Here is a 15,394-nt window from a genome sequence, read left to right on the forward strand (position 1 = left end):
CGTACAGCCCTTTCCCAGAATTCAATTGACTAGCCGACTCCAGGCAGGAATCCCATGATGGACGCGTTCGAACTCCCCCATACCCTGGCCCAGGCCCTTCAACGCCGTGCGCTGCAGACTCCGGAGCGAGTGGCGTTGCGTTTTCTCGCCGAAGACAAGGAGCAGGGCGCAGTCCTCAGTTACCGCGACCTGGATCTGCGGGCACGCACCATCGCGGCGGCGTTGCAGGCTAATGCCCGGCTGGGCGATCGCGCGGTGCTGCTGTTTCCCAGCGGCCCGGACTATGTCGCGGCGTTCTTCGGCTGCCTGTACGCCGGAGTGATCGCGGTGCCGGCCTATCCGCCGGAGTCGAGCCGTCGTCATCACCGGGAGCGCCTGCTGTCGATCATCGCCGATGCCCAACCGCGCCTGCTGTTGAGCCGTGCCGATCTGCGCGAGTCGTTGTTGCAGATGGACGAGTTGTCGGCTGTCGATGCGCCACAACTGCTCTGTGTCGATACCCTCGACAGTGATTTGGCCGCTGCCTGGGAGGCAGCCGACATACAGCCTGATGGCATCGCCTTCCTGCAATACACCTCCGGCTCTACAGCGCTGCCCAAGGGCGTGCAGATCAGCCACGGCAACCTGGTGGCCAACGAATTGCTGATCCGCCACGGTTTCGGCATCGACCTCAATCCCGACGACGTGATCGTGAGCTGGTTGCCGCTGTACCATGATATGGGCCTGATCGGCGGGCTGCTGCAACCGATCTTCAGCGGCGTGCCCTGTGTACTGATGTCTCCAGGTTATTTTCTCAGTCGGCCATTACGCTGGCTGGAGGCGATCAGTGAGTACGGTGGGACCATCAGCGGCGGGCCGGACTTCGCCTATCGGCTGTGCAGTGAGCGGATCAGCGAGACTGCCCTGGCGCGGCTCGACCTGAGCGGCTGGCGCGTGGCGTATTCCGGTTCCGAACCGATCCGTCTCGACACCCTGGAACGTTTCGCCGAGAAGTTCGCCCCGTGCGGTTTCAGCGAGCAGAGCTATTTCGCCTCCTATGGCCTGGCGGAAGCCACCCTGTTTGTTGCTGGCGGTCAGCGTGGCCGGGGGATTGCGGCATTGCGTCTGAATGACCTGGCCTTGGCCCAGAACCGTGCGGAACCGGGCGAGGGTAGCCCAATCATGAGTTGCGGCACCGGCCAGCCGGGGCATGCGGTGCGGGTAGTCGAGCCGAACACCTTACAGGTACTCGGCGACAACAGCATTGGTGAAGTCTGGGCCGCCGGTCCGAGCATTGCCCAGGGTTACTGGCGCAACCCCGAGGCGTCGGCCCGGACCTTTGTCCACCATGATGGCCACACGTGGCTGCGCACCGGCGACCTGGGGTTCCTGCGCGACGGTGAGCTGTATATCACCGGGCGCCTGAAAGACCTGTTGATCGTGCGCGGGCACAACCTCTATCCCCAGGACATCGAGCAGACCGTCGAGCGCGCAGTGGAAGTGGTGCGCCAGGGTCGCGTCGCTGCTTTCGCCGTCACTCGCGATGGCCAGGAAGGCATCGGCATCGCCGCGGAAATCAGTCGCGGCGTGCAGAAGATTTTGCCCCCTGAAGCATTGATCAAGGCTATCCGTCAGGCCGTGGCCGAGGCTTACCAGGAGGCGCCCAGCGTGGTGGTGCTGCTTAATCCGGGCGCCTTGCCAAAGACCTCCAGCGGCAAATTGCAACGTTCGGCCTGCCGCAGCCAACTGGCCGACGGCGGCCTCGACAGCTATGCGTTGTTCCCCGATCAAGCGGCTGCGCAAGGCGAGGCGACCGATACGCTGGCTGATGATCTGCAGGAAATAATCGGGCGGATCTGGTGCGAACAACTGCAACTGCAGCGGATCGGCGGCGACGACCATTTCTTCCTGCTCGGCGGCAACTCGATCCTGGCGACCCAGGTGGTGGCCCGGTTGCGTGAAGAACTGGGTATTGAATTGAGCCTGCGATTGTTGTTCGAGGCCCCGACCCTCGCCGCATTCGCCGCCCAAGTGGCATGCCAGCAACAGGACGGCGGGGTGGCCCAGGGCGCTATTGCGCGCTTGTCGCGCCACGAGGATTTGCCGCAGTCCCTGGCCCAGAACCGCTTGTGGTTGCTCTGGCAACTGGATCCTCACAGCAGCGCCTATACCATTCCCGGCGCCTTGCGCCTGCGCGGCGAACTGGACCAGGCGGCGCTTCGCCGCAGCTTCCAACAGTTGATCGACCGCCACGAATCCCTGCGCACGCGTTTCTACGAGCGCGATGGCCAGGCCCTGCAACGGGTCGACGCCGATGCCGCGTTCGAACTGCGGCTGATCGACCTCGGCGATCTGCCGGCGGATCAGCGGGAAACCCGCGCCCGGCAGATTCGCGAGAATGAAGCGCATACCCCGTTCGACCTGGAAAAGGGGCCGCTGTTGCGGGTGACCCTGATGCGCCTGGATGATCAGGAGCACCAATTGCTGGTGACGATGCACCACATCATTGCTGATGGCTGGTCGCTGAATATTCTGCTCGACGAGTTTTCCCGGCTGTACGCGGCGGCGTCCCAAGGCCAGGTCGCCGAACTGACGCCGTTGCCGCTGCAGTATGCTGACTACGGCAGTTGGCAGCGTCAATGGCTGGCCGAGGGCGAAAGCCAGCGTCAACTGGCGTACTGGCAAGTGCAATTGGGTGCCGGGCAAGCGCTGCTCAACCTGGCCACCGACCACCCGCGTTCGGCATACAAACGCCGTAGCGCGGCGCGCTTGAGCCTGCGCCTGGATGCCCCACTCAGCGAGGCGCTGCGCCAGACCGCCCGAGCCTACGAGGCGACGCCGTTCATGCTGTTGCTCGCGACATTCCAGAGTCTGCTGCACCGCTACAGCGGCCAGCGCGACATTCGTATCGGCGTGCCCAGTGCCAATCGCCCGCGCCTGGAAACCCAGGGGCTGATCGGCTTCTTTATCAATACCCTGGTACTGCGCGTTGAGCTGGACCCGTGCCAGCCGTTCGCCGACCTGCTGGCGCAAACCCGCCAGGCGACCCTGGAGGCCCAGGCCAACCAGGACCTGCCCTTCGAACAACTGCTCGAAGCATTCCCCGAGGCCCGCGAGCAGGGGCTGTTCCAGGTCATGTTCAACCACCAGCAGCGTGACCTTGATGCCTTGCGCCGCTTGCCGGGACTGCTGGCCGAGGAGTTGCCCTGGCACAGCCGCGAGGCCAAGTTCGATCTGCAACTGCACAGCGAGGAAGATCGCCATGGCCGCCTGAGCCTGGCTTTCGACTATGCCGACGAGTTGTTCGAGGAGGCGACCATTGCGCGCCTGGCCGAGCATTTCGTCAGCCTGCTGCAACAAGTCACGAACCGGCCACAGCAGGCTGTCGGTGAGCTGTCGTTATTGACGGCCAGCGAACAGGCCCAGCAACGCCAATGGAGCGTGGCACCCTGTGCCGAAGCCCGTCAGTGGTTACCGGAGCTGTTGAGCCGGCAAGCGCTGCTGACCCCCGAGCGCGTCGCGCTGGTGTGGGAGGGCGGTAGCCTCGACTTTGCCCAACTGCATGCCCGGGCCAACCGCCTGGCTCATTACCTGCGGGACAAGGGTGTCGGTCCGGATGTGCCGGTGGCCATCGCCGTGGAGCGTTCACCGCAGTTGCTGATCGGCCTGCTGGCGATCATCAAGGCAGGAGGGGCCTATGTGCCGCTCGATCCGGATTATCCGCGCGAACGCCTGGCCTATATGCTCGCCGACAGCGGCGCCGAACTGCTGCTGACCCAAAGTCATCTGCTCGCCGACCTGCCGGTGACAGCCAGCGTCAGTGCCGTGGCGATGGACCTGCTCAAGCTCGACAACTGGCCGAGCCAGGCACCCGGCCTGCATCTGCACGGCGACAACCTGGCCTATGTGATCTACACCTCCGGCTCCACCGGCCAGCCCAAGGGCGTCGGTAATACCCATGCGGCTCTGGCCGAACGGCTGCAATGGATGCAGGCGACCTACGTCCTGGATGCCAGCGATGTGCTGATGCAGAAGGCCCCGATGAGTTTCGATGTGTCGGTCTGGGAATGTTTCTGGCCGCTGATCACCGGCTGCCGGTTACTGCTCGCCGGCCCCGGCGACCATCGCGATCCTTATCGCATTGCGCAATTGGTGCAAGCGTTCGGCGTGACCACGTTGCACTTCGTGCCGCCGCTGCTGCAACTGTTTATCAATGAACCGCAGGTGGCGCGGTGCGCCAGTCTGCGACGGCTGTTCAGCGGTGGCGAAGCGTTGCCCGCCGAGCTGCGCAACCGGGTGCTGGAGCAGTTGCCGGACGTGCAGCTGCATAACCGCTATGGCCCGACCGAAACCGCGATCAACGTCACCCACTGGCACTGCCAATTGACCGACGGCGAGCGTTCGCCGATTGGCCGGCCCTTGGGCAACGTGCTGTGCCGGGTGCTCGATGCCGACCTGAACCCGCTGCCCAGCGGGGTGCCAGGTGAGCTGTGCATCGGTGGCAACGGTCTGGCCCGTGGCTACCTGGGACGTAGCGCCCTGACCGCCGAGCGTTTTGTCGCCGACCCGCTGGGGACGGCGGGCGAGCGCCTGTATCGTACCGGCGACCGTGTGCGCTGGGGCGCCGATGGTGTGCTGGAATACCTTGGCCGTTTGGATCAGCAGGTCAAGCTGCGCGGCTTGCGGATCGAACCCGAGGAAATCCAAGCACGTCTGTTGGCTCAGGACGGCGTTGCTCAGGCCGTGGTGTTGGTGCGCGAGACCGCCGCCGGCGGCCAGTTGATCGGCTACTACACCAGCCCCGAGGCGACTGAAACCGCCGAACTCCAGGCTCTCCGGCTCAAGACCGCCCTGGCGGCGCAGCTACCGGAGTATATGGTGCCGGCGCAACTGATGCGCCTGGACCAAATGCCGCTGAGCCCCAGCGGCAAGCTGGACCGCCAGGCTCTGCCCGAGCCGCAGTGGCAGGTACGCGAGCCTATCGAGCCGCGCACGGCGCTGGAGCGGCAAATCGCCGCGATCTGGTGCGAAGTGCTGGGCCTGGCGCGCGTCGGGCTGGGCGATGACTTCTTTGCCCTTGGCGGCCATTCGCTGCTGGCGACCCAGATCATTTCCCGGACCCGCCAGGCCTGCGATGTCGACCTGCCGTTGCGGGTGTTGTTCGAGACGCCGGAGCTGGGTGCGTTTGCCGAGCGGGTCCGTCTGATCCAGGCGTCCGGCCAGCGTAACCTGCAATCGACAATCGGCACTGTCGACCGCAGCCAGCCGGTGGCATTGTCCTATTCCCAGCAGCGCATGTGGTTCCTCTGGCAACTGGAGCCGGACAGCCCGGCCTATAACGTCGGCGGCATGGCGCGTTTGACCGGCGTGCTCGATGTCGCCTGTTTCGAGGCCGCGCTGCAAGCCCTGATCCTGCGCCATGAAACCCTACGCACCCGCTTCCCGAGCATTGACGGTGTGGCCTATCAGCGGGTGACGACCGAAACCGGCATCCGCCTGGCCTGGAAAGACTTCTCGGACCTTGATCGCCAGACGTGCGAGCAGCGTGTGCAACAACTGGCCGACCGCGAGGCGCATCGGCCCTTCGACCTGGAGACCGGACCGTTGCTACGGGCCTGCCTGGTCAAGGCCGGAGCGCAGGAGCACTATTTTGTCCTGACCCTGCATCACATCGTCACCGAAGGTTGGGCGATGGATATCTTTGCCCGTGAATTGAGTGCGCTCTACGAAGCCTTTATCGATGATCGCCAGTCGCCACTGCCGCCGTTGCCGGTGCAGTACCTTGACTACAGCGTCTGGCAGCGTCAATGGCTGGAATCTGGCGAGCGCCAGCGCCAGTTGGCGTACTGGAGTTCACAACTGGGCAACGAACATCCGTTGCTCGAACTACCGGGTGACCGGCCACGGCCCGCCGTACAAAGCCATCGCGGCGAGTTGTACCGCTTCGACCTCAGTGACGAGCTGGCTGCGCGGTTGCACGCCTTCAACGCACAACAGGGCCTGACCCTGTTCATGACCGTGATGGCTGCGCTGTCCGTGCTGCTCTATCGTTACAGTGGCCAGACCGACCTGCGTATCGGCGCACCGGTGGCCAACCGGATTCGCCCGGAAAGCGAAGGCCTGATCGGTGCCTTCCTCAATACCCAGGTGGTGCGCTGTCAGCTCGACGGGCAGATGCGCGTTGCTGAGCTGCTCGACCAGGTACGCCACACCGTGATCGAAGGCCAGTCCCATCAGGACCTGCCGTTCGATCATCTGGTGGAGGCCCTGCAACCGCCGCGTAGCGCGGCCTATAATCCGTTGTTTCAGGTGATGTGCAATGTCCAGCGCTGGGAGTTCCAGCAAAGCCGCCGCCTCGGCGGGATGAAAGTCGACTACCTGGTCAACGATGCCCGGGCGACCAAGTTCGACCTCAACCTGGAAGTCACCGACCTTGATCATCGCCTGGGTTGCTGCCTGACCTACAGCACCGACCTGTTCGATGAACCGCGCATCGCGCGCATGGCCGCGCACTGGCGCAACCTGCTTGAAGCACTGATCAGCGATCCGCAACAGCGCCTGAGCGAGTTGTCGCTGTTGCAGGCCGACGAGCAACAGGCGCTGTTCGCCAGCCTGGCGGGCGAAGACGGCGAGCACCGGCTCGACCAGTGCGTCCAGCGGCTGTTCAGCCAACAGGTCGAGGCCCGGCCACAGGCACCGGCACTGACCTTTGCCGGCCAGACCCTGAGCTATGCCCAACTCAATGCCCGGGCCAATCGCCTGGCCTGGCGCCTGCGCGAACAGGGCGTGGGGCCGCAGGTGCGGGTCGGCCTGGCGCTGGAGCGTTCGCTGGAGATGGTCATCGGCCTGCTGGCGATTCTCAAGGCCGGTGGCGCCTATGTGCCGCTGGACCCGGAATACCCGCTGGAGCGCCTCAAGTACATGATCGAGGACAGCGGCATCGGTTTGCTGCTGAGCAACAGTGCTTTGCTCGCCGCGCTTGGCCCATTGCCAGCGGGTGTCGGGCAATGGTGCCTGGAGCAGGACGGTCCGGCGCTGGCGGCGTATCCGTCCGATGAGCCGCCGTTTATCAGCTTGCCACAGCACCAGGCGTACCTGATTTATACCTCCGGCTCCACCGGCCAGCCCAAGGGCGTGGTGGTGTCCCACGGTGAAATCGCCATGCATTGCCAAGCGGTGATCCGCCGTTTCGACATGCGGCCTGATGACTGTGAGCTGCATTTCTACTCGATCAACTTCGATGCCGCCACCGAGCGTCTGCTGGTGCCTTTACTGAGCGGCGCACGAGTAGTATTGCGAGCCCAGGGACAGTGGGATGCCGAGGCCATCTGCCAACTGATTCGCCAGGAACGAGTCAATATCCTCGGCTTTACGCCCAGCTATGGCAGCCAATTGGCCCAGTGGCTGGCGACTCAGGCGCAGACCTTGCCGGTGCGTATGTGCATTACCGGCGGCGAAGCCCTGACCGGCGAGCACCTGCAACGGATTCGTGCGGCATTCAAGCCGAGCCTGTTCTTCAACGCCTACGGCCCGACGGAAACCGTGGTGATGCCGCTGGCCAGCCTGGCGCCTGAACGGCTGGAGGAGGGCGCGGCCAGCGTACCGATCGGCAGGCTGATCGGTGCCCGCGTGGCCTATATCCTCGATGCCAATCTGGCGCTGGTACCCCAAGGCGCCCCTGGTGAGCTGTATGTCGGTGGGGCGGGGCTGGCCCAGGGTTATCACCAGCGTCCGGGGATCACCGCCGAGCGTTTTATCGCCGATCCGTTCGCCACCGCTGGCGCACGGCTGTACCGCACCGGGGATCTGGTGCGCCAGCGTGCCGATGGCCGGGTGGAATACCTGGGACGGATCGACCATCAGGTGAAGATCCGTGGTTTTCGGATTGAGCTGGGGGAAATTGAAACCCGGTTGCTGGACCATCCGGCGATTCGCGAGGCGGTGGTGCTGGCACTGGATGCCCCCGGCGGCAAGCAACTGGCCGCTTACCTGGTCAGCGATGTGGCGACGCAGGAGGAGGAGCAACAGGCGCCACTGCGTGACGCACTCAAGGCCCACCTGAAAAGCCAGTTGCCGGACTATATGGTGCCTACTCACCTGATTCTACTGGAGCGCATGCCGCTGACCGCCAACGGCAAGCTCGACTGGCGTGCCTTGCCGGCACCCGACCTGCAGTTGAACCGCCAGCACTATGTGGCGCCGAGCAACGCGCTGGAGCAAAGCCTGGCGGGGATTTGGCGCGAGGTGCTGAGCGTCGCCCAGGTCGGGCGGGACGATAACTTTTTCGAGCTGGGCGGCGATTCGATCCTGTCGATCCAGGTGGTCAGCCGGGCACGTCAGCAGGGTATTCACTTCAGCCCCCGCGACCTGTTCCGGCACCAGACCGTGCAGAGCCTGGCGGCAGTGGCCACCCGCAGCGAGCGGATCAACGCCGAGCAAGGCTTGCTCAGTGGCGTTTCGAGCCTGACGCCGATCCAGCATTGGTTTCTCGACAGCGAGATTGCCCAGCGCCAGCATTGGAACCAGGCGTTGGTGCTGGAACCAGTGTCGGCTCTTGAGCCTCACGCGCTGGATCAGGCGCTGGCGGCATTGCTGGAGCATCACGATGCATTGCGCCAGAGCTTTACTGGCGAGGCGGGTAGTTGGCGAGCCGAATACCGCGCACCGGACGAGACGCCGCTACTGCAACAGGTGCGCGTTGCCTCGCTGACACACTGCACTGCACTGTTCAGCGAGACCCAACGCAGCCTCGACCTGCAACAGGGGCCGTTGCTGCGGGCCTTGCTGGTGGATGGGCCGCAGGGCGAACAACGCCTGTTGCTGGCGATTCATCACCTGGTGGTGGACGGGGTTTCCTGGCGCATCCTGCTAGACGACCTACAGACCGCCTACCGCCAGTCGCTGGCCGGCCAATCGCTGCGACTGCCGGCGAAAACCAGTGCCTTGCGTGACTGGGCCGACCGTCTACAGGCCTATGCGGGCAGCGAGTCGCTGCGCGAAGAATTGGCGGACTGGCAGGCGCAATTAGCTGGGCCGCGCTTCGAACTGCCCTGCGAACGCCCGCAGGGCGGGCGCCAACAGCGTCATGCCGAAACGCTGAGCGTGCGTCTCGATGCCGCACGGACCCGCGCCTTGCTGCAACAGGCACCGAGCGCCTACCGCACGCAGGTCAACGACCTGTTGCTGACGGCCCTGGCGCGGGTGGTCTGCCGCTGGACCGGGCAACCATCGGCGCTGGTGCAACTGGAAGGCCATGGCCGCGAAACCCTGTTCGACGAGATCGACCTGACCCGCACCGTCGGCTGGTTTACCAGCGCCTATCCGGTGCGCTTGACCCCGCTGAATATCGAGGCAGGCGCGGGGCAGGGCGACTCGATCAAGGCCATTAAAGAACAACTGCGCGGCGTGCCGCACAAAGGCCTGGGTTACGGCGTGCTGCGCTACCTGGCCGAGCCGTCGCTGCGCGCGGCGATGGCGGCCTTGCCGGTGGCGCCGATCACCTTCAATTACCTGGGGCAGTTCGACCAGAGCTTTGGCGACGACGCCCTCTGGCACCCGTTGGAAGAGTCGCCGGGCGAGACGCATGACGCCGAGGCGCCGTTGCCCAACGAGTTGAGTATCGACAGCCAGGTCTATGGCGGTGAACTGGTGCTGCGCTGGACCTTCAGCCGCGAACGTTTTGCCAGCACCACCGTGGCCGAACTCGCGGACGCCTACCTGGGCGAGCTGAGCAGTCTGATCGAGCACTGTCTGGGCGACGCCGCCGGTGGCCTGACGCCCTCGGACTTTCCATTGGCGCGCCTGACCCAGCCACAACTCGACGCACTGCCGGTGGCGGCCAGCCAGATCGAGGATGTCTATCCGCTGACCCCGATGCAGGAAGGCCTGTTGCTGCACACCCTGCTGGAGCCGGGCACGGGGCTGTACTACATGCAGGACCGCTACCGGATCAACAGCGAACTCGATCCACGGCGTTTCGCTCAGGCCTGGCAGGCGGTGATTGCCCGCCATGAAGCCTTGCGTGCGTCGTTTTGCTGGAACGTCGGCGAAGACATGCTGCAAATCATCCACAAACCGGGCAGTACGCCCATCGAATACCTGGACTGGAGCGCCGAGCCCGAGGACCGGCAGGAACCACGTTTGCAACGCCTGCTCCAGGCAGAGCGCGAGGCGGGTTTCGATCTGCTGCGCGAGGCACCGTTCCATCTGCGCCTGATCAAAGTCGGCGCGGCGCGCTACTGGTTCATGATGAGCAACCATCACATTCTCATTGATGCCTGGTGCCGCTCGTTGTTGATGCACGACTTCTTCGAGATCTACACCGCCCTCGGCGAAGGCCGGCAAGCACAACTGGCCGCACCACCGCGCTACCGCGACTACATCGGCTGGCTGCAACGCCAGGACCTGGTCGCGGCGCGGCAGTGGTGGCAGCACAACCTGCAAGGCTTCGAGCGCACCACCCCAATTCCGAGCGACCGGCCATTGTTGCGTGAGCATGCCGGGGAAAGCGGCGGCATGCGCGTGGGCGACCGCTACACTCGCCTGGACCCTCGTGACGGTGTGCGGCTGCGCGAGCTGGCGCAGCAACACCAGTTGACCGTCAACACCTTCGCCCAGGCGGCCTGGGCGTTGGTGCTGCGCCGCTTCAGCGGTGATCGCGACGTGGTGTTCGGCGTTACCGTGGCCGGTCGTCCGGTGGCGATGCCGCAGATGCAGCGCACCGTCGGGTTGTTCATCAACAGCATCCCCTTGCGGGTGACATTGCCGCCAGACGGCGCCGGTTGCAGTGTGCGCAACTGGCTCAGCGGCCTGCTGGAACGCAATATGGAACTGCGCGAGTACGAGTACCTGCCGCTGGTGACGATCCAGGAAAACAGCGAGCTGCCCAAGGGCCAACCGCTGTTCGACAGCCTGTTCGTGTTCGAAAACGCGCCGGTGCAAGTGGCGGTGCTGGACCGGGCGCAGAGCCTCAACGCGAGCTCCGATTCAGGTCGCACCCACACCAACTTCCCGCTGACCGTGGTCTGCTATCCGGGCGATGACCTGGGGCTGCACCTGTCCTATGACCGGCGTTACTTTGAGGAGAGCAGCGTCGAGCGCCTGCTCAGTGAGTTCAAACGGCTGCTGTTGGCGCTGCTGGACGGTTTCCATGGCGATATGGCCGAGCTACCGCTACTGGGGGCCGACGAGCGCGACTTCCTGCTCGAAGGCTGCAACCGCAGTAGCCATGAATATCCGCTGGAGCAGAGTTACGTGGCGTTGTTCGAGGCACGGGTGGCCGCGCATCCGCAACGTATCGCCGCGACCTGCCTGGAACAGCAGTACAGCTATGAACAGTTGAACCAGGTTGGCAATCGCCTGGGCCATGCCCTGGTCGCGGCTGGCGTCGGTTTCGACCAGCCGGTCGCCCTGCTGGCCGAGCGCAGCCTCGATCTGCTGGGGATGATGGTCGGCAGCTTCAAGGCCGGCGCCGGTTACCTGCCACTGGACCCCGGTTTGCCAAGCCAGCGTCTGGGCCGGATCATTGAGCGCAGCCGCACGCCATTACTGGTTTGCACCCGCGCCTGTCGCGACCAGGCGCACGCCTTGCTGGATCAGTTCGTCGCTGCCGAGCGCCCGCAACTGCTGGTCTGGGAGACGGTGCAGGAGGGCTCGTACCCGCTGTCCAATCCGGGGCTGTACAGCGCGCCGGACAACCTCGCCTACGTGATCTACACCTCCGGTTCCACCGGATTGCCCAAGGGCGTGATGGTCGAGCAGCGCGGCATGCTCAACAACCAACTGAGCAAGGTGCCGTACCTGGCGCTGAGCGAAGCCGACGTGATTGCCCAGACGGCCTCGCAGAGCTTCGATATTTCGGTCTGGCAGTTCCTCGCGGCGCCCTTGTTCGGTGGCCGGGTGGATATCGTGCCGAATGCCATCGCCCATGATCCGCAAGGTTTGTTGGCCCATGTCCAGCGCCAGCGCATCAGCGTGCTGGAAAGCGTGCCATCGCTGATCCAGGGCCTGCTGGCCCAGGAGCGGGTCAGCCTCGACGGCCTGCGCTGGCTGCTGCCGACCGGCGAGGCAATGCCGCCGGAACTGGCGCACCAGTGGTTACTGCGTTATCCGCAGATTGGGCTGGTCAACGCCTATGGTCCGGCCGAGTGCTCGGACGATGTGGCGTTGTTCCGCGTCGACCTGGCGTCGACCTGCGCCAGCTACCTGCCAATCGGTACGCCGACCGACAACAACCGCCTGTACCTGCTCGACGGTGCCGATGAATTGGTGCCGCTGGGCGCGGTGGGAGAGCTGTGCGTGGCCGGCACCGGTGTCGGGCGCGGTTATGTCGGCGATCCGCTGCGCACCGCCCAGGTGTTCGTGCCCAACCCGTTCGGCGCGGCGGGCGAGCGCCTGTATCGTAGCGGCGACCTGGCGCGTCGGCGCAGCGACGGGGTGCTGGAATACATCGGGCGCATCGACCATCAGGTAAAGATTCGCGGTTATCGGATCGAACTGGGGGAAATCGAAGCCCGCCTGCACGAGCAGCCGGAAGTCCGCGAGGCGGCGGTCGGCGTCCAGGAGGGCATCAACGGCAAGCATTTGGTCGGGTATCTGGTGGCGCTCGACACGGCGCCGAATCCGCGCGAATGCCTGGACCGGATCAAGCAACGGCTGCGGGCGCAACTGCCGGAGTACATGGTGCCGTTGCACTGGCTGTGGCTGGAGCGCCTGCCCCTTAATGCCAACGGCAAGCTCGACCGCAAGGCGCTGCCGGACCTGGAGATCGGCCAGTTACACGGCCAGGACTACCTGGCGCCGCGCAACGAACTGGAGCAGACCCTGGCCGCGATCTGGGCCGAGGTGCTCAAGGTCGAGCGGGTCGGCGTGCTGGACAACTTCTTTGAACTGGGCGGGCATTCGTTGCTGGCGACACAGATCGCTTCACGGGTGCAGAAAGCCCTGCAACGCAACGTACCGCTGCGGGCGATGTTCGAATGCAGCACCGTGGAGGACCTGGCCCGTTATATCGATGGGCTGGCGGCCAATGCAATCAACGAAGAGAAAGTCGACCGCCTGAGCGACCTGATGGCGGAGTTGGAAGGTTTGTAACGGTTGGCGACCGATGATCGTTCCCGCGCCGGAGCACGGGAATGATCCGTTAGAATGGCCTTGGTCACTGACCTTTATAGGACCATTTTATGTGGTCGGTGGGGATGCCCAATGCCTTGAACTTCTCCTCCACCGAGCCCAGGCAGGCGCCACCATCGGGTTTGTAGTGACCCGAGGCGTCGTTGACCATGGCGATAACATCCACCACACCGTCAACGTCCGCTCTTCTCTCGATTCTGAATTCGCCCGCGCATATCACCGGCCTGCCATTCCCCAGTTGGCTGTGGCGGACATAGTCGGCACTGTCCTCGTGGTTCCAGAGTCGGTAAATGATCGAGCCTTCCGGTGTGAATACCCAGGTGTAACTGTTGTTGCTGTCGTTGGGCTTGAGTGCTTCACAGTCGCGGGTTTTGAGGATTTCGCCGATCAATCGGCCATTGTTCATGCCGATCAACTGACCGACACCGTCAATGCTGGACGGGTCATAGTTGCGCCAGGCTTTCAAGTCACCTATGTAGGGCATCAGCGTCACTGGATAAGTCTGACCGTTGAAGTCTATGTGCCGGTTGTAGCGAATGTCTCGCCAGTTGCACCAGGAAATCGTGCTGCCCCAGGAAATATGCGCGGAGCGGTAGGGCGGCGAAACCCAGCGATTGATGCTGCGCAGCGAGTCGTTCAGGTAGCGGTCGTTGGCTTTCAATACGATGGATTCCAGCTTCCACTGGTCGTTGCCTCCCGATTCGGCTCTCGATTCCTGATAGAACAGGATCGTATGGACATCGCGCATGGGGATTCTGGGCTTGCCGAACATCGCCTGGATATCGATATCAATGGTGACCGAATCGCCCGCGCTGGGCGCGTCGAACAGGCGCACGGCTTTGTCGAGGGAGGTCAGGGTCATCATGATCTTGTCCGAAGTCCCGGCCCAGAATACGTTGGCGACAGTGACGGTGACCGACAACTTGCTGATGTAGCCCAATTGCCGGCGCTGAAACACTGCGTTAATGGCCCGGCGCTGTCTGATATGACGTATCCGCCAGTGCAGGCGTTCGGCGCGTAGCGTGTCATAGTCCATCAGTTGGATTCGCCCGTCTTCGAACTCAAGCACTTTTCCGCTCAAGGGCTGAATCAGGTAGCCGTCGCTGCTCATGTACCAGTTCTGATGGGAGTTCTCCGGATCGGGAGCGGCAAGGACGATGCTGTCGGACTTCGTGGTCAAGGCCAGTCCGGTAGCGACATCGATCAGTTTTTCCTGTTCGTAGCGCCAGGCACCGTCTTGCTCCTGCGCATCCTCCACCGACACCAACTGCGCCTGTGAGGCATTGAATACCAACCTGGAGCCCGTGTGCTTGTTGCTACCGAGGAAGAAGTGCTGCTCGGGTAACAATTGTGCAAGCTGATTCTCGCGGGTGAAAGGCGAAACCATGTAAGGTTTGAAAAACCACTGTTGACGTTCTGTCGGAGACATTGCGTACTCGGTGAGTTCCACGACCCGTTCGCCGGTTTGCGTCCAGGCCAGATCATTGCTGAAAGAGCGGATGCTGCCCTGACGGTCGATATTCCACTGATCATTGCCCCCTTCGTCACTTTCCATCAGGCGTATCGACGAAGTCCCGGAAGCGCTTTGCGCAGCCGACAAGCGTCGATTCTCTCGACCGGTAAAGATCGCGCCAATGTTGTCGACGACCCAAATCTGCTGGCTGCTGGCGGCCAGAGGTTCCAGGCTAACGGCTGGGCTGGCGCTGTCCCAGGTCAAGGCGGCGCCACTGTGGCTATTGATGATCCAGAAGTACTGGTGAGTATCTTGCGCGGCTTCGTGCAGGATGGAGCGGGTCCTGGTGTGGCGACCCTGTTGTCCATCCAGGAATACCAACCATTCCGAACGCTCGATGTGGATCGAAACCAGCCTCTGGTCGCCCAGTTTCAGCACTTTCTGACCCAGTAGCTGGCGCGTCGGACCGTATGCCAACACCTGTAGCTCGCCGGGATTCTCCAGATTATTGAGCGGCCAGTAGTCGATACAGCCCTGGCTGATTACCGTGACAAGGCCATTGGCTTCCATGGTGGGCACCTGGCCGGTCTCAGCCCAGATGGGCTCAAGATTGTCAGCGAACGAGGGGGCGCGGGAGCGTGGGATATGGCGTATCTGCGCCAGGTAAATATTGAGTGACATGACTGCCCTTAAGCGTTGTGACTGAGTGAAGTCACCAGCTTAGGGAGTACACTGTTGCCTGTCGTTTGTGCTTTGCCGACAGCAACGGACGGACAATGTCAAAGCAATGTGTGGGAGACGAGCTGCGCCGGGCTACTTTTTCGATGGCTC

Annotated in this window: 2 protein-coding genes; one reads left to right on the forward strand and one right to left on the reverse strand. The window is 63.5% G+C overall.

Translation table 11 applies throughout. The features are described from left to right. Positions 1 to 54 precede the first annotated feature (54 nt). The gene (locus AWM79_RS10630) at positions 55 to 13,071 is read left to right on the forward strand and encodes a non-ribosomal peptide synthetase (protein ID WP_060782787.1); all 13,017 of its coding nucleotides are present in this window, start codon (positions 55 to 57) and stop codon (positions 13,069 to 13,071) included. A gap of 64 nt (positions 13,072 to 13,135) precedes the next feature. On the opposite strand, the gene AWM79_RS10635 is transcribed toward AWM79_RS10630, so the two are convergent. Continuing rightward, entirely contained in the window at positions 13,136 to 15,244 is a 2,109-nt protein-coding gene (locus AWM79_RS10635; protein ID WP_060782788.1) for a hypothetical protein, read from the reverse strand. Positions 15,245 to 15,394: the final 150 nt, after the last annotated feature.

Source organism: Pseudomonas agarici (assembly GCF_001543125.1).
GTDB lineage: Bacteria > Pseudomonadota > Gammaproteobacteria > Pseudomonadales > Pseudomonadaceae > Aquipseudomonas > Aquipseudomonas agarici.

Coding starts and splice junctions, on each gene's coding strand:
- AWM79_RS10635 (WP_060782788.1), bottom strand. CDS start 15,244: ATGTCACTCAATATTTACCTGGCGCAGATACGCCATATCCCACGCTCC.
- AWM79_RS10630 (WP_060782787.1), top strand. CDS start 55: ATGATGGACGCGTTCGAACTCCCCCATACCCTGGCCCAGGCCCTTCAA.